The sequence below is a fragment of the Parasedimentitalea psychrophila genome, assembly GCF_030285785.1.
Taxonomy (GTDB): Bacteria; Pseudomonadota; Alphaproteobacteria; order Rhodobacterales; family Rhodobacteraceae; genus Parasedimentitalea; species Parasedimentitalea psychrophila.
Map to the genome: position 1 here is coordinate 3867584 of NZ_CP127247.1, position 21265 is coordinate 3888848.

The window sequence follows — 21265 nt, forward strand, 5'->3', positions numbered from 1 at the left end:
TGCATAGGCTTACTCCTTCTAGGGTGGAAGTTTTCAGGAAATGTAACGATGGTAGAAAAGATTTTTGATGTCCTGAAGCGCCCTCCGAACTGGGTTGATCCCAGGGCCTCCAGACTCCCTCTCGATCTTAGTCGAGTACGCCATTATATTGCTGATGACGGATTGGAATATTGGTTGGATCCCAATACCGACTCAATTCGTACAAGCGACGAGAGCATTTACATGACTTTCCATCGATTTGCGGCATTTGATTACAAAGGACATAGCTATGCGAAACTTCACTTGGATAACGTGTTTGTAATCGTAACAAGTGAAAAGGACGATCCGGCGCAGGTTTCATTTTGCCCCAACTTCCAGGAAAGAACTGAACAGGGAGAGCCGATCTGGCATGTCGACCAAATATTTCGAACGTTGATGTTGCCAGACTATGAGACTTATCCATGGGTAAAAATTTCTAGCAATTTGCCGAAAAAAAAGAAATTCGAGGAATTTCAAAATTTGGAACAGCAAAACAGGTTCATCTACTTGGTGAAGACACTTTTATCTTGCCATTGTGGTGCCATGGCGCCTGCGATGAGGGGTGACGTGACCAAGGAAAAGTCATATTCGGGTCGGATTTGCTGAGAAAATTTCAATCTGGTGAACTCATTCACACATAAAGCTCCAAGCGGTTTAAGAGGAACCAGAAAACATGCTGTCAGGCGTATGTATCGGCACCAATGACATTGCCGCTGCCACTCAATTCTACGACAGTGTTTTGGCCACCATCGGCATGCAGCGTGTCCTGACCGACCCACGCGAATGTGGCTATGCAGGCGCAGATGGTAGGATAACCCTGTTTCTGATTGTTCCCTACAACGACCAACCGGCCACCTTTGGCAATGGAACCCAGTTTATGTTCTACGCACCGGATGCACAGGCGGTGCGGATGTTTCACGCAACGGCGCTGCGCTGTGGCGGCACCGACGAAGGCCAACCCGGTCCGCGCAGCTATCATCCGGATTGCTACGGCGCCTATGTGCGGGATCTGGATGGCAACAAACTGAACGTATCTGTCAGTCTTGAAGCCAACTCTGGGGCGTGACGCCGTGATGGGCTGTTGCCCACCCACCGTATGCTCAGCGTCACCCGAACCCTGACTGCCACGCAAATTTCCTGTATAGGTTGCAGTGCAACTGGAAGGCATCAGGACGGCCTTGGGTTCACTCCCATGACCTGGGCTTCCTCATGCGGATCGCATCGCATGAGGAAGCCCAGGTCATGGTGCAAAATTCCCTGCCTCCCCAAATCGAAAAAAACCGCCGACCTGCTCCGGCCGCGACAGGATTCCATCCTGCGGCTGCGCCTCACGCTGTGGCCCTGCGCGAGCAGTAAAACACTGCCGGGCCACGGATATGATTGCCGACCTGCCCATCAGCACCGGTGGCACAAACCTGTTGTCCAACGGGTCAACGCCCGCTGCTGGACCGGCAATTGCATCATGTCGTTGTCGTTCAAATTGAAGCAGCCAGCTATCGGCTACGACAGCACACCGATCTGATCCCGGAACAGATCCGCGCCAACGCAGCAATCGCACCGCCGCCGCTGCCGAAACGGCGCGGGCGCCCTGCAAAATAAGGGAGGCCGGGCTCAAACCATACGGCTGATCCCCAAGCCAGGAAGCTGGGGAATTTTGCCTCGACACGTCTGGGGGAAATTGCATTGGCGTTGACGCCGTCCGCCGTTGCGGCCAATCTCTCGGCTGATTGTCGAGAGCAACCTTCTTACGATCCGCGCAATGGAGCGAAATGAGCGCTTGGCCGCGAGACCACGGGAAATCGACTCTCCACGCTGCCATCGATCCCAGGTCTCTGACTTCTGCTTATCAGTGTTAAAGCTTCGCTGACGATATTTCATTTTTAACACTCCATCTTTCCAAACAGACTGAAGTGTTGCAGCCACCCATTTGAACTCACTGCGCCAAGCTGTCGTGGTAGCTGACCGCAGCGGTGGTCCGGAACCCGCCCTTCTTGACGGGTTTCTGTGTCGGCAGCATTGGGCAGCATATTTGCCCGGAATACGGCGTCGATACGTCCGGAAGGCCATACCCCGCTATAGTAAGCCTGCCGATGCCCAATTTCAGGCGGTGATTGCTGTATGTCGATGGCCATTGTGTTGGGTGGTTTTAGACCGCTTCAATTGTGTGAAAGATGTGATTTGCCAGCCATTTGTTACGCACAGTCGGTTGTCTCGCTCGACATAAGCGTTCTGCAGGCCTGTGGGTAACTCTGCGGGTTGCGCTATATGGTTGATCCGGGGGCTGTGGTTTGGCGGTTCTGCTGGTTTTGTGCTGGGATAATGGGGCAGGGGGGTGGCTTTATCTTGGCGTAAGATGTTGTTTTTGCGAGGTTTGTCCGCTTTCTTTAAGGAAACTTTCGATTTGTGTAATTTAGCTGTTGCGGGCTGGGTGCGATAACCCTAGAACCCCCCTACCGGCGGCGCAGATGTGCTACCGGGGACGCTTCGGAGAGACGGGGGATGGAGATTGGGGTTGAAGCGGGCGTGCTGAGAGATTGGCGCATCGGTTTGATTTTGGTCTCTGGGGCTTACGAGCCTAGGACCTTTGGTCTGTTGCTCTTTGAAAATTTATATATCTGAAGAGATATGTGGGCGGTTTGGTTCATTCGATGGATCAACCTGTGCATATATCAACGCTGGTAGGGTCGTATATGCATACGAACCGATGACCAGTGTCAGCTTCACTGTTTGGAGGGTTTCGGTTTCTTTTGAAACTGAAGCACAACCAAACGGTTAAACTGTCCCATTTGAACAATGGGACGATATGTGCAGAGGTTCGACGTCAAGGACACGATCGCAAGATCGTTTCAACTTGAGAGTTTGATCCTGGCTCAGAACGAACGCTGGCGGCAGGCCTAACACATGCAAGTCGAGCGCAATCCTTCGGGATCGAGCGGCGGACGGGTTAGTAACGCGTGGGAATGTACCCTTCTCTACGGAATAGCCTCGGGAAACTGAGAGTAATACCGTATACGCCCTTTTGGGGAAAGATTTATCGGAGAAGGATCAGCCCGCGTAAGATTAGATAGTTGGTGGGGTAATGGCCTACCAAGTCTACGATCTTTAGCTGGTTTTAGAGGATGATCAGCAACACTGGGACTGAGACACGGCCCAGACTCCTACGGGAGGCAGCAGTGGGGAATCTTGGACAATGGGCGCAAGCCTGATCCAGCCATGCCGCGTGTGTGATGAAGGCCTTAGGGTCGTAAAGCACTTTCGCTAGAGATGATAATGACAGTATCTAGTAAAGAAGTCCCGGCTAACTCCGTGCCAGCAGCCGCGGTAATACGGAGGGGACTAGCGTTGTTCGGAATTACTGGGCGTAAAGCGTACGTAGGCGGATCAGAAAGTATGGGGTGAAATCCCAGGGCTCAACCCTGGAACTGCCTCATAAACTCCTGGTCTAGAGTTCGAGAGAGGTGAGTGGAATTCCGAGTGTAGAGGTGAAATTCGTAGATATTCGGAGGAACACCAGTGGCGAAGGCGGCTCACTGGCTCGATACTGACGCTGAGGTACGAAAGTGTGGGGAGCAAACAGGATTAGATACCCTGGTAGTCCACACCGTAAACGATGAATGCCAGTCGTCGGGTAGCATGCTATTCGGTGACACACCTAACGGATTAAGCATTCCGCCTGGGGAGTACGGTCGCAAGATTAAAACTCAAAGGAATTGACGGGGGCCCGCACAAGCGGTGGAGCATGTGGTTTAATTCGAAGCAACGCGCAGAACCTTACCAACCCTTGACATCCTATGACAACTCCAGAGATGGAGCCTTCCTTCGGGACATAGTGACAGGTGCTGCATGGCTGTCGTCAGCTCGTGTCGTGAGATGTTCGGTTAAGTCCGGCAACGAGCGCAACCCACATCTTTAGTTGCCAGCAGGTTAAGCTGGGCACTCTAGAGAAACTGCCCGTGATAAGCGGGAGGAAGGTGTGGATGACGTCAAGTCCTCATGGCCCTTACGGGTTGGGCTACACACGTGCTACAATGGCAGTGACAATGGGTTAATCCCAAAAAACTGTCTCAGTTCGGATTGGGGTCTGCAACTCGACCCCATGAAGTCGGAATCGCTAGTAATCGCGTAACAGCATGACGCGGTGAATACGTTCCCGGGCCTTGTACACACCGCCCGTCACACCATGGGAGTTGGGTCTACCCGAAGGCCGTGCGCCAACCTGGCAACAGGAGGCAGCGGACCACGGTGGGTTCAGCGACTGGGGTGAAGTCGTAACAAGGTAGCCGTAGGGGAACCTGCGGCTGGATCACCTCCTTTCTAAGGATGTTTCTAGCCAGATCAGCTTGCTGATCTCGTGAAACACTTAGCAGATCTCCGCTTCTCACGAAGCGGCGCCCGAAATGGGTGTATGATCATAGAGACGCAAGTCTCAGTTTGGGATCGCAAGATCTCAGACAGAGCCAGGCCGTCCTCATATCTCTTCAGAAACACGCGGCAGCAGCCGTTATCGGCAGCTGTTCGGTGACATAACCACTGAGTGCTGCTCGCACACTGGTTTTGTTTTGCTTATGCAGAATGAAAATCGGGTCGGTAGCTCAGGTGGTTAGAGCGCACGCCTGATAAGCGTGAGGTCGGAGGTTCAAGTCCTCCTCGACCCACCACCCCACTTTCCGCTTCGCGGACAAGTGGGAATAACAGGTCCTCTTGGTGACAAGCGACAGGGTAGTCTACGCAGTGGACTGTCCCGACAGCGGGTCTCAGGATTACACCCTGCCTCGCAGAACATGACTGAGTGCTTCTCGCAGACTTTCCCTGAAAGTCGGCTGCCAGCACGCCCAGTCAATTTGCGGCGCAAATTAACTGGGGCCTTAGCTCAGCTGGGAGAGCGCCTGATTTGCATTCAGGAGGTCAGGAGTTCGATCCTCCTAGGCTCCACCAATTTACTTTGATTAGATCTTCAAGCATTCCTTTGAATGTTTGAACGTCCAATCGGACGTGGCTTCGCAAGAAGCCTTGACATCGTTTAGAGAGATATAATCAACAATACTGTTGGTCGCCCGAGTAAGGGAGAGACCTCAGATTGGTGCTGATCTTCCCTTCGGGGGCGTGATGCAAGCCTGTACGACATCTGTTTCCTCGGATGTTTATGGGTATGCCGGACTGAAACGACGGTGTTGTCCAAGTCAAGTAAACTAACCCGAGTACGTTCTTCAGTCACCTCCCGCACGGATGGTGATTGCATACGGGACGTGCTCAAATTGTTCGCATCATTACTATGGTGCGAGCGGGAAAGTATGCTTTTGATATCAGAGATATATGGGAACAGTTTCTTACCAGCTTCTGTTCTCTGATCGATCGGATTGTTCTACATTCCAACGCTGGTTGGGAGCGGTCAAACGCCCTCAAGTAGCCGCTAGGCGGTAGGGCAAATATCAAGTCTTTCTATTTCTGGATCAAATCAAGCGCGAAAAGGGCGTTTGGTGAATGCCTTGGCAGTAAGAGGCGATGAAAGACGTGATACTCTGCGATAAGTCATGGGGAGCTGAGAATAAGCTTTGATCCATGAATTTCTGAATGGGGCAACCCACCTGATACTTTCTTATTTATACTACTTTGTTGAGACTACGAAAGGGTTCGCCCTCAAGTAGCGCTCCGCGCGGTAGGGCAAAATAAGTTGGTAAACCAGGTATTTTTAACCTGAATACATAGGGTTAAAAAGGCAAACCCGGGGAACTGAAACATCTAAGTACCCGGAGGAAAGGAAATCAATATGATACTCCCCTAGTAGCGGCGAGCGAACGGGGACCAGCCGAGCCAGATGAGTGAGAAGAACATGTTGGGAAGCATGACCATAGCGGGTGATAGTCCCGTATTCTAAGCTCTGATGGACGTATTAAGTAGGGCGGAACACGTGAAATTCTGTCTGAAGATCGGAGGACCACCTTCGAAGGCTAAGTACTCCTTACTGACCGATAGTGAACCAGTACCGTGAGGGAAAGGTGAAAAGCACCCCGACGAGGGGAGTGAAACAGTACCTGAAACCGAACGCCTACAATCAGTTGGAGGGCCCCAATGATCTTCGGATCCGGAGGCCTGACAGCGTACCTTTTGTATAATGGGTCATCGACTTGGTCTCACAAGCAAGCTTAAGCCGTTAGGTGTAGGCGCAGCGAAAGCGAGTCTTAATAGGGCGCATGAGTTTGTGGGATCAGACCCGAAACCGAGTGATCTTGGCATGGCCAGGTTGAAGGTGCAGTAACATGCACTGGAGGACCGAACCCACATCTGTTGAAAAAGATCGGGATGAGCTGTGCCAAGGGGTGAAAGGCCAATCAAACTCGGAGATAGCTGGTTCTCTGCGAAATCTATTTAGGTAGAGCGTCATCCGAATACCCTCGGGGGTAGAGCACTGGATGGGCAATGGGGGCATACAGCCTTACTGACCCTAACCAAACTCCGAATACCGAGGAGTACTAGATGGCAGACACACTGCGGATGCTAACGTCCGTAGTGAAGAGGGAAACAACCCTGACCTCCGGCTAAGGCCCCTAATTCATGGCTAAGTGGGAAAGCAGGTGGGACGACCAAAACAACCAGGAGGTTGGCTTAGAAGCAGCCATCCTTTAAAGATAGCGTAACAGCTCACTGGTCTAAATAAGTTGTCCTGCGGCGAAGATGTAACGGGGCTCAAGCCATGAGCCGAAGCCGAGGATGCACGTAAGTGCATGGTAGCAGAGCGTAGTGTGACATAGATCCTATCCTCTTTAGTGTCCTTCGGGGCATTTTGGAGGACCGGATCTTTCGATGAAGCCGGGGCGTAAGCCATCCGGTGGAGAGATCACTAGTGAGAATGATGACATGAGTAGCGACAAAGAGTGTGAGAGACACTCTCGCCGAAAATCCAAGGGTTCCTGCTTAAAGCTAATCTGAGCAGGGTAAGCCGACCCCTAAGGCGAGGCCGAAAGGCGTAGTCGATGGGAACCAGGTTAATATTCCTGGGCCAGGAAGTGGTGACGGATCTCAGAGGTAGTTCATCCTTATCGGATTGAATGGGCTGCTGAGAGGTCCCTGGAAATAGCCCTTCCATGAGATCGTACCCTAAACCGACACAGGTGGATAGGTAGAGAATACCAAGGCGCTTGAGAGAACTATGTTGAAGGAACTCGGCAAAATACCTCCGTAAGTTCGCGAGAAGGAGGCCCGGTTTCTACGCAAGTGGAAGCTGGGGGCACAAACCAGGGGGTGGCGACTGTTTATTAAAAACACAGGGCTCTGCGAAGTCGTAAGACGACGTATAGGGTCTGACGCCTGCCCGGTGCCTGAAGGTTAAAAGGAGGGGTGAGAGCTCTGAATTGAAGCCCAGGTAAACGGCGGCCGTAACTATAACGGTCCTAAGGTAGCGAAATTCCTTGTCGGGTAAGTTCCGACCTGCACGAATGGCGTAACGACTTCCCCGCTGTCTCCAACATAGACTCAGCGAAATTGAATTGCCTGTCAAGATGCAGGCTTCCCGCGGTTAGACGGAAAGACCCCGTGCACCTTTACTACAGCTTCACATTGGCATTAGGCCGAGCATGTGCAGGATAGGTGGTGGGCTTCGAAACCAAAACGCTAGTTTTGGTGGAGCCTCCCTTGAGATACCACCCTTGCTCTGCTTGATGTCTAACCGCGGTCCGTTATCCGGATCCGGGACCCTGTGTGGCGGGTAGTTTGACTGGGGCGGTCGCCTCCTAAAGCGTAACGGAGGCGCGCGAAGGTTGGCTCAGACCGGTCGGAAATCGGTCGTTGAGTGCAATGGCAGAAGCCAGCCTGACTGCGAGACTGACAAGTCGAGCAGAGACGAAAGTCGGTCATAGTGATCCGGTGGTCCCGAGTGGAAGGGCCATCGCTCAACGGATAAAAGGTACGCCGGGGATAACAGGCTGATACTGCCCAAGAGTCCATATCGACGGCAGTGTTTGGCACCTCGATGTCGGCTCATCTCATCCTGGGGCTGGAGCAGGTCCCAAGGGTACGGCTGTTCGCCGTTTAAAGAGGTACGTGAGCTGGGTTTAGAACGTCGTGAGACAGTTCGGTCCCTATCTGCCGTGGGTGTAGGATACTTGAGAGGAGTTGCCCCTAGTACGAGAGGACCGGGGTGAACGAACCACTGGTGGACCAGTTGTCGTGCCAACGGCAGTGCTGGGTAGCTATGTTCGGACAGGATAACCGCTGAAGGCATCTAAGCGGGAAGCCCCCCTCAAAACAAGGTATCCCTGAGGGCCGAGGTAGACCACCTCGTCGATAGGCCAGAGATGTAAGCGTGGTAACACGTTCAGTTGACTGGTACTAATTGCCCGATAGGCTTGATTTGATCCAGTAATAGACAGACTGTTAGCAATAACAAAAACTCTGTGAACGACAATCAAAGCATACATTCCAACCGTGTCTTAAGGTCGCCATAACTGGCGGCAAGACACGTATCAGACTATACAAGACTTGGACAAAACGGAGTGACTTGCCGTCGGCAAACACTCCGGAGTTGATGCAGGAACGCGCCTTTGCTTCGCAAAGACACTGTCTCCTGCTCGGCGCGCTTGCTCTGCAAGCTCGCCGTATATCTCTCCAAAGCGGGGATTTTCCTCGGTTTGGTGGTCATAGCGCAAGTGAAACACCCGGTCCCATCCCGAACCCGGAAGTTAAGCACTGTTGCGCCGATGGTACTGCATCTTAAGGTGTGGGAGAGTAGGGCACCGCCAAACCTAGAAAAATCCCCAACGATAACAAACAATACCTTCAGAACAAACCATCGTCCTGAAGCACCACAGTCTCGCCGCACATCGCAAGAGAGACTGACCTGGGCTCAAGCAGCGTAAGCGGTAGCCCAAACAAAACTGTCGCGGGATGGAGCAGCCCGGTAGCTCGTCAGGCTCATAACCTGAAGGTCGTAGGTTCAAATCCTACTCCCGCAACCAATATAACACAGACAAATTACAACACGTTACACCCCGCTTCGGCGGGGTTGTTTGCGTTTAGGTTTCGCGTGTGGAAGCATGCGGAGCCAGTTCGAAGCGTGGCTACCGTGCAACAGGTGCAAACAGGCGGGTAAGGGGTTAACGGCCCATCAGCGGCCATTCGTGCCAATCACGTCTAACGGCAGCTCCCAGGGTAATCCCCCCATTTTTAACAGGGGGCGGTCGTAGAATTTACGCGGCCATTTTCAGTTTCATTGCGGGTGTGATGCCGCCGAGGCCCATATTCGGGCGGTCATTATTGTAAGTCCATAGCCATTGTGTGGCAAAGTCCTGTGCCTCCTCTATGTTTTCGATGATATGTTGGTCCAACCATTCATGCCTGACGGTGCGATTATAGCGCTCGATGTAAGCGTTCTGCTGCGGCTTTCCGGGTTGAATGTACTGGATGATAATACCTTGTTTCTCAGCCCATTCCAGCAGCTTACCACTGATGTACTCCGGCCCATTATCGACCCGAATGGTTCCTGGTTTCCCACGCCATTCAATGATCCGATTAAGGCTGCGAATAACCCGTTCGGCTGGCAAAGAAAAATCGACCTCGATGCCCAAACCCTCGCGGTTAAAATCATCCAGCACGTTCAAGAGCCGAAACGCCCGACCATCCCCGAGGCGATCCGCCATGAAGTCCATCGACCAGGTCATGTTCGGGGCGTCCGGCACTGCCAGCGCATCGGGTTTGTCCCGCTTTAACCGTTTCCGAGGTTTGATCCGCAAGTTCAGTTCCAGTTCGCAGTAAATCCGGTAAACCCTTTTGTGGTTCCACGAATGACCTTGCACGTTACGTAGATGCAGGAAACATAGCCCAAACCCCCAAGTCTTCCGTGCGGCCGTCAGCCCAACCAGCAGATCGGCAATCTCTTCGTTCTCATCGCTCAAGAGCGGGCTGTAACGATAGCACGTCTCACTGACATCAAACGTGCGGCAGGCCAGCGCAATGCTGATACCGTGGCGCGCCACCGCTTTCTCGGCCAGACCCCGTCGTAAGGCTGGCCGGATCACTTTTTTCCCAGGGCTTCCTTCAGTAATTCTGCTTGCATGCTCATCTCGGCATACATCTTTTTCAGCCGCCGGTTCTCGTCTTCAAGCGCCTTCATTTGGCTGATCATCGACGCGTCCATACCACCGTATTTTGATCGCCATTTGTAGAACGACGCGTTGCTCATCCCGTGCTCGCGGCACAGCTCCGTTACAGGCACACGGTAATCCCCCCATTTTTAACAGGGGGCGGTCGTAGAATTTACGCGGCCATTTTCAGTTTCATTGCGGGTGTGATGCCGCCGAGGCCCATATTCGGGCGGTCATTATTGTAAGTCCATAGCCATTGTGTGGCAAAGTCCTGTGCCTCCTCTATGTTTTCGATGATATGTTGGTCCAACCATTCATGCCTGACGGTGCGATTATAGCGCTCGATGTAAGCGTTCTGCTGCGGCTTTCCGGGTTGAATGTACTGGATGATAATACCTTGTTTCTCAGCCCATTCCAGCAGCTTACCACTGATGTACTCCGGCCCATTATCGACCCGAATGGTTCCTGGTTTCCCACGCCATTCAATGATCCGATTAAGGCTGCGAATAACCCGTTCGGCTGGCAAAGAAAAATCGACCTCGATGCCCAAACCCTCGCGGTTAAAATCATCCAGCACGTTCAAGAGCCGAAACGCCCGACCATCCCCGAGGCGATCCGCCATGAAGTCCATCGACCAGGTCATGTTCGGGGCGTCCGGCACTGCCAGCGCATCGGGTTTGTCCCGCTTTAACCGTTTCCGAGGTTTGATCCGCAAGTTCAGTTCCAGTTCGCAGTAAATCCGGTAAACCCTTTTGTGGTTCCACGAATGACCTTGCACGTTACGTAGATGCAGGAAACATAGCCCAAACCCCCAAGTCTTCCGGTAATCCCCCCATTTTTAACAGGGGGCGGTCGTAGAATTTACGCGGCCATTTTCAGTTTCATTGCGGGTGTGATGCCGCCGAGGCCCATATTCGGGCGGTCATTATTGTAAGTCCATAGCCATTGTGTGGCAAAGTCCTGTGCCTCCTCTATGTTTTCGATGATATGTTGGTCCAACCATTCATGCCTGACGGTGCGATTATAGCGCTCGATGTAAGCGTTCTGCTGCGGCTTTCCGGGTTGAATGTACTGGATGATAATACCTTGTTTCTCAGCCCATTCCAGCAGCTTACCACTGATGTACTCCGGCCCATTATCGACCCGAATGGTTCCTGGTTTCCCACGCCATTCAATGATCCGATTAAGGCTGCGAATAACCCGTTCGGCTGGCAAAGAAAAATCGACCTCGATGCCCAAACCCTCGCGGTTAAAATCATCCAGCACGTTCAAGAGCCGAAACGCCCGACCATCCCCGAGGCGATCCGCCATGAAGTCCATCGACCAGGTCATGTTCGGGGCGTCCGGCACTGCCAGCGCATCGGGTTTGTCCCGCTTTAACCGTTTCCGAGGTTTGATCCGCAAGTTCAGTTCCAGTTCGCAGTAAATCCGGTAAACCCTTTTGTGGTTCCACGAATGACCTTGCACGTTACGTAGATGCAGGAAACATAGCCCAAACCCCCAAGTCTTCCGTGCGGCCGTCAGCCCAACCAGCAGATCGGCAATCTCTTCGTTCTCATCGCTCAAGAGCGGGCTGTAACGATAGCACGTCTCACTGACATCAAACGTGCGGCAGGCCAGCGCAATGCTGATACCGTGGCGCGCCACCGCTTTCTCGGCCAGACCCCGTCGTAAGGCTGGCCGGATCACTTTTTTCCCAGGGCTTCCTTCAGTAATTCTGCTTGCATGCTCATCTCGGCATACATCTTTTTCAGCCGCCGGTTCTCGTCTTCAAGCGCCTTCATTTGGCTGATCATCGACGCGTCCATACCACCGTATTTTGATCGCCATTTGTAGAACGACGCGTTGCTCATCCCGTGCTCGCGGCACAGCTCCGTTACAGGCACACCGCCTTCGGCTTGGCGTAGGATCGCAAGAATTTGGGGTTCGCTATATCTCGTCATCTTCATCAAAATCTCCTCATGCATTCTGCCGAGAAAATTCTACTTCCACATCCCCTTAGTTTCGGGGGGGATTACCCAGCTAACGGCCCATTAGCTGCCATTCGTGCCAATCACGTCTAATGGCAACTCCCAGCCCAGAGCGGACCTGACGGTTAGACATGAAGGGCGGGTATTGAAAGGCATTCCCACCGCCAATGCGTATGCTCTATTATGAGACCAAGCGTGCAATAACCGAGGCCAGAATGCTTTTTACAATATAGATTGAACCGTCGAATGTTAAGTGCCCATAGTCCCATGCCATGGGCGAGCGCCCGGACCCAATTTGTTGAGGCACTGTGGCGAGGCAATAATCCTCGTTACATAGGTCCTCGACCAAACTCTGATAAAGTGCGCCCCGGGACCGTGCGATTACAGCCAATTTCAAATCGATCTCCCGAATTCCAGCCAGTTTTGTCAATAGCCAGCGGGTCTCCGCAAGTGGGTCATCATACATGACCAACCTCTCGGGTAGGCTTGGCGGCCATTGTGGAACGCCGCCCAAAATCATGATGCGAGTTTCGGGTGAAGCTGACTGGAATTGGTCGAGCATCATGCCCAGCCCAACGAGGTCTCCAAGGTCATAGTGCTTCCAGTTGGCGTGCAGTATTATTAGAGTTGGCTGTAGGTCAGCAATAATACCCGGTAGCTTCAGGTTCAATCTAGCGCAATTCGGGCGAGTAGAGTTGACATAATCCAAGAGAGGAGGGCAACCTGCCACGTTAAATTGACTTATAGAGTAGTGTAAGCGTAGGCCCGATGTCAAAGCCGCTGCATGCGAGTCCCCTACGATTAGAATATCAGCTTTTGGATTTAAGCATTCTGGATTGAAGTCAGCGATAGTTTCATCAATGTGAAGGAGGCATCCTTTAATGCTAGCTGCATCTATTTCCGTATGGCCGACTGAAGAAAGAACTGCCTGTTGCGCATCGTTATAATGGTTAATGAACCCTTTCTGTGACTCACCATAAAGGCCGATAGAAACTAAAAAAATAATAATTATACTGCTTGTGCCTAGGAACAGCGGCTTACCTGGCAATGCTGGTACTGGGCCGCGGCGAAATGGTTTTTCAACGAAACGCCAACTCAGATAAGCCAGTGCAAAAGAAAAACCGGCCAGAAATATCATGAAGAAAGGATTCGGCTCAATTATACTACGAATTCGAGCGAAAGCGAGTAGCGGCTGGTGCCAAAGGTAGGCGCTATAGCTGATCAATCCGATTCCAATTATTGGCCGGAGAGATAGGATCTGCGCAACAAATGTGCCTCTGTGCGCGAACCGCAGCAGCAGCATGGCACCAAGCACCGGCACTAACGTGTAGATCGATGGAAAAGGTGTTTTTTCATCGAATACGGTAATTGAAAATAAAATTAAAATAAGGCCGATTACTGCCAGAGAATTATTGCTACTTGGCCGTTTGTCATGCATAGCTACCGCGGTAATCGCCCCAGATAGCAATTCCCAGAATCTGGAAAAAGTGAAATAGAAATTGGCTTCTGGTTCGTTCCGCCAGCCCCATTCGCTGAGGCTGAGGCTCAACGCCGCTAGGACAAGTAGGCCCGTTAGTTTCTGGCGGATAGACCAACGTTTCGTCAACACCAGTAACATGGGGAAAAGCATGTAGAATTGTTCCTCTACAGCAAGACTCCAAGTGTGCAATAGAGGCTTCAATGCCGCGTCTAGACCGAAATACCCTGCGGTTTCCCAGAAGTGGACGTTGGATACGAATAGCATAACCGCGGCTAAGCTTCTTGAGTAATCCATTAACTGTGAAGGTGGCATCCAGAGCAGAGCGAAGGGCACGCTACAAAAGATGACAAAAAACAATGCAGGAAGAATCCTGCGTGCTCGTCGTTCATAGAAATTCAGGAACGAAAAATTTCCATTCTGGAGCTCGCGCAGAAGAATTCCCGTAATGAGGTAGCCTGAAATTACAAAGAAGATATCAACGCCTACATAACCGCCGCTGAAAAACGCCAACCCGGCATGGGAAAGTACGACGGGCACCACCGCCAGTGCACGCAGGCCATCAATCTCGGGTCGGTAATTCATGTAATACGGCCTTGTAGTGCCTAGGTAAAAACTGTGGAGTACATTTCGTATCCCTACAGACATTGTAAGTGGCGAAACCGCTACCAAGACTCCTAATAGCCACATGTTATATGTGTATGCAACATGCCGTCTAATGCTACGCTCTCCAAATGCAGAGGATCATGCACCTCACTTCGAAAACCGAAACTCGCCCTCACGTCATCATACATCCTGTAACAATAAGCTGGGCTTCTGAACCGAAGTGTAAATTTACTGGGGTATGATCTCAACGGAGTGTTCAATCATGGCAAAGTCACACGAACGCCCGCTCTGGCCCGTCCGCGAACTTTGCAAAGGTCGGTACCTGCGCATAGCTGCCGTTGGTGCTGACCGCAGCGAAAGCCCGCAACCGCCTTTTCTCCGATCTCACGTCAGCCGATACCTCGCCCGTGCTTTACCAATCCGATCCTCGACCGGAACTGGATGCTCTTTCGCCTGCCGCATTAGCGCTTCCACATGGTTGTCCATGAAGTCGTCGAAGTCGTCGCCTGATACGTCAGATATTGCCGCGCGGGTGATGAATATCCCGACAAGCAGTGCGTCCAAATCCCGCATTTTGGCGGCCCGGTTCGCCTCAATCACGTCGCTGGGTAAAACCCCGGCGCAGTTTTGCAGAAGATCATTGCCGATAACGGCTTCAAATTGCTGCCATAACCCATGAACGGGCCAACGGGCGCGATTGCGGTCTGTTGTGGGGAATGCAGTAGCGCATGCGGCCTAGCGCGTCTGTAAAGACGTCTCCCATGATGTCATGTACATCCTGCCAGTTACGCATCTCAAACCGATTGCGAAGCTGTTTGGAGCCAAGGCGCAATTCAAAGCGCCAGACTTGGCTTCGGTCGCGGTCGCTTAGATCAAGCTGTGGTTTTCCATTTGCGGCGAGGGCGGCGTTCCAGATCGTCAGCCAGCCCATTTTGTTTGTTTGGATCACTTCGGCCCGCTTGTCATAAATCCCCAACTGCCGGTTGCCGAGCGCCCCTGCGCGTAGACCATTCACGCGCGCGCCGATGGCATTGGTCGTGGTTTCATCAACGCCAGCATATTCGGTGACATTGGTGCCTGGTGGCACCACCAATGCGTCGCGATCAGGCTCAAACCAAGGGGCTAGAAAATCTACCGCGAAATCTGCCCGCGCGATCCGTAGTTGGGTTTCAGCGTAGTTTATCCCGAAGGCGTCCATGCAGTCCCTGAAGTGTCTCTCAGCGCTTTCTAGCCCACCCGTGGCAAGCCCGAAGGCCCGGAAATCAACAGTGATGCCGGGATTGTTTGGAATGCGGTCCTCTGGATCTTGGAATAGCCAGACCGCGCCATGATCGCCGGTATGGGCTGTGAAGCCCCGTGCGCCTTTGTTGGTGACGCTCAAAGTGACAGAACCAAAATCAACCAGGCAATCGCTGTAGGTTTGTTTTGCGTGTTCCTTGGCTGAAGCCAGTTCAGCGCGCAGCTTTGGTGGGATGTCGGTTTGCAGGGTGAATTTCAGCGCGTCAAAACCTGAATGCAGGATCTCTCCGTCCATCTACGCTCTCCTACACTTTCGTATTCGTGGAGGGGGGTGTTACAAGACCCCCCTTAATTGCGCCGTTGTGGCGATGCGGTTTTTTGGGTGTTTGAGTGGATGCTGCCCGCCGTAAGTGGTGCCTCCGGCGGGGCAGCTTTAGGTTTTGGGGCCGGGCTGGTGCCCGGCTTGGGTGTTATTGCTGGGTGCTAAGCTGTCGACTGATCCAGATTTCAGCCCGCTTCGCACATTTGGCGATGTTCAGAAGGTCAGAATGGAAAAAACCGGATGTGTTTTTCCAATCGCCTTCACAGGTTTTGTAAGACCGGGTGATGTCGACCGAGTATGATCCGTCATTTTTCCAGATGGCTGCGGTGGTCAGGCCCAGTTTGATTTTATGGGCAGGAAGATTGGGCATGGTCTGTCTCCTAGATTGATCGGTAAGTTGAATTTGAATGTGGGAAAGGCGCGGAATACCATTTGATCCCGCGCCTTAGTGAAGCCATCCGGCCCCAAAATCCCGTACGGTGCTGCCAAGCCCGCACGGGCAAAACTCAGTGTTGAGAAGTACTTTTCCGGCGACGGCTCTCGGCCCAGTCCCGCAGATCACGGCGGCGATACCGCACGGAACGCCCCGGTTTGTAGAAGGAGGGGCCAAAGCCGGTGACACGCCATTTTTGCAGTGTCCGGACACTTTGGCAGAGAAAGTCTGCGGCCCGTGTTTCGTCAATAAAGCCGTCCAGATAGTCTAGGGCGGCTTGGTTTGTTTTTTGGTTTTGAACCATTTCGTGCATCGGTTTGCTCCAGTTACGCTTCGATGCTTTGGTTCTGGCTCAAATCAAAAACAGTAAAAATATCAGTAAATCCCGCTGGAGTTTACTGTTTACTGTTTTCCTTCAACTCATTGAAAAGGAGAGTAAAATGTGGACGAATGCCTTCGTTTCCGGGCTTCCCGTCCTCGGGATATTTTTGGGGATGGGTGTTGTGCAGTTGCTGCCTAACTAAATCAAAATGCGCCTTCGCCGACAGGTTGACGTTAATTTCTCCAAGAGCATTCAGGGCACGGAAAGCTGCCTCTACATCGTCCTTAATCGTTGGACGACCGGTTTTCTTTGGCTGCGCACGAAGCTGTTTTTTCGGCTCCGTATCAACGCTTTCCGGTGCCATGCGAATGCGTACACCGACAAGTGTCATGGATTGGTAGCTGAGCTTGTCACTGTCGAGCTTCGTGTTGTCGCACCAAGCATCTCGTGGAATTTGAACTGGTATCGTGTCCATAGTCCTCGGATGATCGAAGCCAAAAGCCCGAAATCTACCGTCCTGCAATCTTTGAAGGATTTCCTTGGTGGCTCTTTCCAGGATCTCATTCTTTTGACGATCAAGTTTACCTACTTCGAGAACACTGTAAGCGAACAGTTCCATGCCTTCATGGCCATCTTCCTTGCCTTGGGCTGCTGCTTCCTTAACAACTTCAGGCCAAGACTTATCTCGCCTTTGCGTCAACGCGGCTTGCCATTCATCTTTGTAAAAGTGCTTGGCAAATGTACGTGCGGAATTTTCGAGCCAAATAGAACGCTTCCAAATATTCATAGTGTCCAAGACACAAAACCTCTCTTTGGCCATCTCATCTCAAAGACGCTTTTTGCTCTGGTTAGAGTAAACGTGGGGCGGGGTATGCCCCGGGTAGAGCTATCCGCAGGCTGCCTATACCCCAGGTATACACGGGGTAGGAGATATCCAGCACCTATTGATCTCACCGAACGACACGCAAGACGCGTTCGGTGGTCGGTGTACCAACTAGAGCATTCAACCGTTCCGCATTTTCTTCGGCTGCCCGGTTTACCGGATCGTTTGCCAAATGCGCGTAGCGCATGGTGGTCTGAATTTGCGTATGGCCCAGAAGCCGTCCCACCATTTGAATTGGCATGCCCGATGAGACTGCATTTGACGAATAGGTGTGGCGCAAATCATGAATGCGTACGTCGGGTATACCGGCCGGTTCCCGAATGCGCCGCCACGGGTGCTGCAAGTCGGTGGCATATTGGCCGGGGAGTTTGCCCGCAATTACGTATGGGTTGTCAGCAAGCTGTGGGAGGGTGCTCAGGACCGCTCTGGCGGCTTGGGGTAGGGGAATGAGCCTAGCCCCGGTTTTGGTGTCTGGCAGTTCCATGCCGCTGTCGGTGATGAACTGCCATTGCAGGGTTTGTATCTCACCCAAGCGGCACCCCGTCAGGATCAACAAACGGAAAGCGGCGATCACGTAAGGTGTTTCTGATCCGTCTTGATCCGCCTCACCCAGAACTTGACCCAAGCGCCGCAATTCTTGCTGACTCAAATACCGTTCTCGCTTTATTTCCCGGTATTTGGGCACATGGCGGCACGGGTTTGAGCCATCGGGTCTAAGCCCCCATATCTCAGCCAGATTGAACATCTTGGACAACACGCCAAGGGTGCGGTTTGCCTGATAGGGTTTGTCGCGGAATTTTTGGTGCAGCTCGGCAATGTCACGACGCTCCACGTCCACGGTTTTGAAGCTACCAATTGCGGGAATGATAAACAGATCTATGGCCCGGCGATATTCACCTTGAGTGCTTGGTTTGCAGCGCTGTTTTGCGTGTTCCTCAAAGAAGCGTTCGCAGAGCGCGGCAACAGTGGGTGCTTTGCGGTGCAGTGATATCTCCTCGGCTGGGTTCTCGCCCTTGGCGACTTGTCCCATGACTTCTTTGGCGAGCTTGCGCGCTTCGTCCACGGTAATCTTGCCATGCCGCCCGATGGACACGCGCCGGGTTCTTCCACCTTTGCGATATTGCGCCTGATAGGTCTTGGCACCCGACGGCATGACTCGCAGCCCAAACCCGGCTATCTGGCTATCCCATACAAAGTAGTCTTTGGCTTCAGATTGCAGCGCATCGACCACCCGTTTTGTCAGCTTTGCCATGTCGTTCTCCTTACCCGTCTGGATCTTCGTGGAAGCACTGTGGAAGCAACTGGAAGCAAACCACGGGGTAAGGCGTAGAAGGTGAACGCGTCTCGCGTCAATTATAAATTAACAGATTCAATTAGATAGGGTAGGGTGGCGTAAGTCGGAGAACTCTGTGCGACTCCATGTAAGCTATCTCATAACCTGAAGGTCGTAGGTTCAAATCCTACTGAATAGCCCCAAGTTTCTTAGACGCCTTGCAGCTTCCGTTGTTGTTGTCTTTCAAAGGCCGCTGGCGACAACATCCCATTCCTAGCGTGTTTGCGCTTCGGATTGTAAAACATCTCGATGTAATCGAACACGTCAGATCTAGCGTCTTCTCTGGTCTTGTATGTCCTGCGACGGATGCGTTCGCGTTTAAGCAGGTTGAAGAAGCTCTCGGCCACGGCATTATCATGGCAATTCCCGCGGCGGCTCATACTGTGTTCTAGATTGTGGTGTTTGAGAAACGACGCCCAATCAATGCTTGTGAACTGTGAACCTTGGTCAGAATGTACCAGGACTTTGCTCGTTGGTTTGCGCCGCCAAACGGCCATGAGTAACGCCTGCAACACCAAGTCTGTTGGCTGCCTATTTTGCATAGACCAACCGACGATGCGGCGGGAGAAGAGGTCGATCACTACAGCCAGATACGAGAACCCTTCATGTGTTTTGATGTAGGTAATGTCTGTCACCCAGACGTTGTTGGGGGCCTCGACATCGAATTGACGGTCTAGCGTATTGTCAACGACGACTGATGGCTTGCCACCATACTTACCGGGGCGGCGTTTATATCCGATTTGCGCGTATATCCCAGCCAATCGGGCCAGTCGGGCCACACGGTTTGGACAACATGTCTCACCCAGATCGCAGAGATCATCATGCAGCTTGCGATAACCGTAAATGTTGCCGCTTTCTTCCCAAGCTTCTTTGAGCAGCTTTGTCTGGCGTTCATCTTCTTGCGCACGATGACTTAACGGGTTTTTAACCCATGCATAGAAACCGCTCGGATGCAGACGCAAGCAACGGCACATGGCGCGAACCGAAAAAATCGGCCGATGCTCTGCCCCTTTCGTGCATTGCTGCGCAATACCCTGCCGGGCAGCGCATAAACGCGTACCTCACTTTGCATCCCTGGCGAAGTACGCGGTGGCCTTTTTTAGAATATCGCGCTCCTCAGAAACGCGGGCAAGTTCTTTCTTCAAACGCCTGATCTCTGCGGCTTGCTCCGTGGTCTCGATGATCTGTTTGCGCGGCTGCGAAAACTGGGCCTTCCACGTGTAAAGTGACTTGGTGCTGATCCCTAATCGCTCCGAAACGTCCGCAACTGAGTATCCCCGATCCACAACCTGTGCGACCGCGTCACGCTTAAACTCATCGGTAAATCTAATCCCTGACATCACAGTCTCCTTGCTTCCAAAATTACCAAGCAAGGCGTCTACAAATCTAGGGGCTATTCATACTCCCGCAACCAAATTAATCTAACTGTATTACAATACCTAAAACGGCACTTTCGGGTGGTTTTGCGTTTGTAAGTTCGGTGTGGAAGTAAGCTACTCGCCAATAGTTGGACAGATTTTGGCGCAAAATTAGGCTACTCTCTGCACCTGCTGGTCGGGGTTGGTTGTTTTAATTCTCTGCCAGTAAACCACGGTGGTTGGCCGCCAAGGGCTGAGTGTGGGCGCTTGTGAGTGTAGAACTCGATCCATTTTCTGACGCCCGCCTTCGCTTCGGATCCGCTCTCCCAGGCATGCAGATAGACGCATTCGTATTCAGGAGACCGCCAGAGCCGTTCCATGAAGATGTTGCCGAGGAACCCGCCTTTGCCGTCCATCCACTGCCCGGCAGTGCATGTTTATATGCATGAGAGGGGGTAGATAGGTGATGTTGGCACACCAAACTTGATTGGGCCCACCCGCAGGCCACGCAGCAAGTAGGGATAAATCTTATGGCTCTTTGCGGGTTTGCCGCCTCTCGCACATGCAAGCATGTGTTGCCGGGCAACGGGCGTTCGGCTTTTGGTAGATCGGCATGAGGCCCATCAGCCGCATCAAACGTCTGATCCGTTTCTCATTGACCAGGTTTTCTTCATTCCGCAGGTGCCCTGTCATCCGCCGGCCGACAGGGCACCCGCGCAGCAATGTCCCGACAGGCTGGCGAACGCCATAAAACGGGGTCTCCAACAACGGCTTGTCGATCACCCGCATCAGATCGAGGTTCATCTCAGTCTCAGCTTTTACCTGCTCTTCATCAACTTCCGGGGTTTTTCGGCCACCGCGCTCAAACAGGCCTGAAGCGCCTTCCAGCAAATCCCGTTTTCACTGATGGATCATCGTTGGCTGAACACCGAACCGGCTGGCCAGCTCGCTGACCGTCCCCTCGCCCTTCAGCGCTTTCGGCGCTTACAGCGCGACCTTGGCCTTAAACTCTGGGTGAAGTTGCTTCCGCTTCGACATATCTGATCTCCTTCGTATTGAGGATCAGCAGACTACAAATTGCAGCCTACGCCGGTGTCCGAATTTCGGGAGGTCGCTCAAAGCGATAGGGACAATTCACGACGTGGCAAAGGCGCAACAGGTGAAGACAGGCGGGTAAGGAGCCAACGGCCCTACCGAACCTTGATTATGCCCTCAAATGCTGCACCAT

Annotated in this window: 11 protein-coding genes, 3 tRNA genes, 3 rRNA genes and 5 pseudogenes; 8 read left to right on the forward strand and 14 right to left on the reverse strand. The window is 52.5% G+C overall.

Features of this window, described 5'->3' with window-relative positions:
• Positions 1-48: 48 nt before the first annotated feature.
• Together QPJ95_RS18775 and QPJ95_RS18780 are read left to right on the forward strand one after the other, a co-directional pair.
• Positions 49-624: a hypothetical protein gene (locus QPJ95_RS18775; protein ID WP_270920912.1), complete on the forward strand. Its 576-nt coding sequence runs from the start codon at positions 49-51 to the stop codon at positions 622-624.
• 67 nt (positions 625-691) lie between these two features.
• Positions 692-1084, forward strand: a complete 393-nt coding sequence (locus QPJ95_RS18780; RefSeq protein WP_270920913.1) for a VOC family protein — start codon at positions 692-694, stop codon at positions 1082-1084.
• Between the two features lie 626 nt (positions 1085-1710).
• On the opposite strand, the pseudogene QPJ95_RS24490 reads toward QPJ95_RS18780, so the two are convergent.
• Positions 1711-1896, reverse strand: a pseudogene (locus QPJ95_RS24490) (helix-turn-helix domain-containing protein); the annotation flags it as partial.
• 969 nt (positions 1897-2865) lie between these two features.
• On the opposite strand from QPJ95_RS24490, the gene QPJ95_RS18790 reads away from it, so the two are divergent.
• The 6 genes from QPJ95_RS18790 to QPJ95_RS18815 all read left to right on the forward strand — a co-directional run bounded on the left by QPJ95_RS18790 (position 2866) and on the right by QPJ95_RS18815 (position 8969).
• A 16S ribosomal RNA gene (locus tag QPJ95_RS18790) occupies positions 2866-4332 on the forward strand.
• Positions 4333-4599: 267 nt separating this feature from the next.
• Positions 4600-4676: transfer RNA gene (locus QPJ95_RS18795), tRNA-Ile, on the forward strand.
• A 201-nt stretch (positions 4677-4877) separates the two neighbouring features.
• A tRNA-Ala gene (locus QPJ95_RS18800) sits at positions 4878-4953 on the forward strand.
• Positions 4954-5471: 518 nt separating this feature from the next.
• A 23S ribosomal RNA gene (locus tag QPJ95_RS18805) occupies positions 5472-8368 on the forward strand.
• Between the two features lie 273 nt (positions 8369-8641).
• Positions 8642-8756: ribosomal RNA gene (gene rrf / locus QPJ95_RS18810) — 5S ribosomal RNA — on the forward strand.
• The 16S, 23S and 5S rRNA genes sit together here with 3 tRNA genes alongside, the layout of an rRNA operon.
• A gap of 136 nt (positions 8757-8892) precedes the next feature.
• Positions 8893-8969, forward strand: a tRNA-Met gene (locus QPJ95_RS18815).
• Between the two features lie 231 nt (positions 8970-9200).
• Here QPJ95_RS18815 and QPJ95_RS18820 read toward each other — a convergent pair.
• From QPJ95_RS18820 to QPJ95_RS24500, 13 genes and pseudogenes are all read right to left on the reverse strand, one after another.
• Positions 9201-10225: pseudogene (locus QPJ95_RS18820) on the reverse strand (IS3 family transposase); the annotation flags it as partial.
• 41 nt (positions 10226-10266) lie between these two features.
• Positions 10267-10914: pseudogene (locus QPJ95_RS18825) on the reverse strand (IS3 family transposase); the annotation flags it as partial.
• Between the two features lie 41 nt (positions 10915-10955).
• Positions 10956-12043 (reverse strand): IS3 family transposase gene (locus QPJ95_RS18830; protein WP_286018159.1). Its coding sequence is split into 2 segments (ribosomal slippage): positions 10956-11782 and positions 11782-12043, totalling 1089 coding nucleotides; the frame shifts between segments, so codons are not numbered across the junction.
• A gap of 202 nt (positions 12044-12245) precedes the next feature.
• Positions 12246-14126 carry an acyltransferase family protein gene (locus QPJ95_RS18835; protein WP_270921260.1) on the reverse strand — a complete coding sequence of 627 codons (1881 nt, stop codon included), beginning with the start codon at positions 14124-14126 and terminating at the stop codon, positions 12246-12248.
• 405 nt (positions 14127-14531) lie between these two features.
• The gene (locus QPJ95_RS18840) at positions 14532-14720 is read right to left on the reverse strand and encodes a hypothetical protein (RefSeq protein ID WP_270921259.1); all 189 of its coding nucleotides are present in this window, start codon (positions 14718-14720) and stop codon (positions 14532-14534) included.
• An 82-nt stretch (positions 14721-14802) separates the two neighbouring features.
• Positions 14803-15681, reverse strand: coding sequence for a hypothetical protein (locus tag QPJ95_RS18845; protein ID WP_286018187.1), 879 nt, complete (start codon positions 15679-15681; stop codon positions 14803-14805).
• A gap of 175 nt (positions 15682-15856) precedes the next feature.
• Complete coding sequence (locus QPJ95_RS18850) at positions 15857-16078, reverse strand: hypothetical protein (protein ID WP_270921285.1); 222 nt, start codon at positions 16076-16078, stop codon at positions 15857-15859.
• Positions 16079-16214: 136 nt separating this feature from the next.
• Positions 16215-16454: a helix-turn-helix transcriptional regulator gene (locus QPJ95_RS18855; protein ID WP_313851748.1), complete on the reverse strand. Its 240-nt coding sequence runs from the start codon at positions 16452-16454 to the stop codon at positions 16215-16217.
• A gap of 82 nt (positions 16455-16536) precedes the next feature.
• Positions 16537-17250, reverse strand: a complete 714-nt coding sequence (locus QPJ95_RS18860) for a hypothetical protein (RefSeq protein ID WP_286018188.1) — start codon at positions 17248-17250, stop codon at positions 16537-16539.
• A gap of 163 nt (positions 17251-17413) precedes the next feature.
• On the reverse strand, positions 17414-18598 hold the full coding sequence (locus QPJ95_RS18865) for a tyrosine-type recombinase/integrase (protein ID WP_286018189.1): 1185 nt from the start codon (positions 18596-18598) through the stop codon (positions 17414-17416).
• A 230-nt stretch (positions 18599-18828) separates the two neighbouring features.
• Positions 18829-20019: pseudogene (locus tag QPJ95_RS18870) on the reverse strand (IS3 family transposase).
• Between the two features lie 194 nt (positions 20020-20213).
• Positions 20214-20453, reverse strand: a pseudogene (locus QPJ95_RS24495) (integrase core domain-containing protein); the annotation flags it as partial.
• A gap of 112 nt (positions 20454-20565) precedes the next feature.
• Positions 20566-20928 (reverse strand): IS3 family transposase, encoded by a 363-nt coding sequence (locus QPJ95_RS24500; protein ID WP_449301421.1) that lies wholly within the window; start codon positions 20926-20928, stop codon positions 20566-20568.
• Between the last annotated feature and the right edge of the window lie 337 nt (positions 20929-21265).

Excerpts from the sequence above, each read along its gene's own strand:
- QPJ95_RS18775 (WP_270920912.1), top strand. The coding sequence starts at position 49 with ATGGTAGAAAAGATTTTTGATGTCCTGAAGCGCCCTCCGAACTGGGTT.
- QPJ95_RS18780 (WP_270920913.1), top strand. The coding sequence starts at position 692 with ATGCTGTCAGGCGTATGTATCGGCACCAATGACATTGCCGCTGCCACT.
- QPJ95_RS18835 (WP_270921260.1), bottom strand. The coding sequence starts at position 14,126 with ATGAATTACCGACCCGAGATTGATGGCCTGCGTGCACTGGCGGTGGTG.
- QPJ95_RS18840 (WP_270921259.1), bottom strand. The coding sequence starts at position 14,720 with ATGCGGGATTTGGACGCACTGCTTGTCGGGATATTCATCACCCGCGCG.
- QPJ95_RS18845 (WP_286018187.1), bottom strand. The coding sequence starts at position 15,681 with ATGGACGGAGAGATCCTGCATTCAGGTTTTGACGCGCTGAAATTCACC.
- QPJ95_RS18850 (WP_270921285.1), bottom strand. The coding sequence starts at position 16,078 with ATGCCCAATCTTCCTGCCCATAAAATCAAACTGGGCCTGACCACCGCA.
- QPJ95_RS18855 (WP_313851748.1), bottom strand. The coding sequence starts at position 16,454 with ATGCACGAAATGGTTCAAAACCAAAAAACAAACCAAGCCGCCCTAGAC.
- QPJ95_RS18860 (WP_286018188.1), bottom strand. The coding sequence starts at position 17,250 with ATGAATATTTGGAAGCGTTCTATTTGGCTCGAAAATTCCGCACGTACA.
- QPJ95_RS18865 (WP_286018189.1), bottom strand. The coding sequence starts at position 18,598 with ATGGCAAAGCTGACAAAACGGGTGGTCGATGCGCTGCAATCTGAAGCC.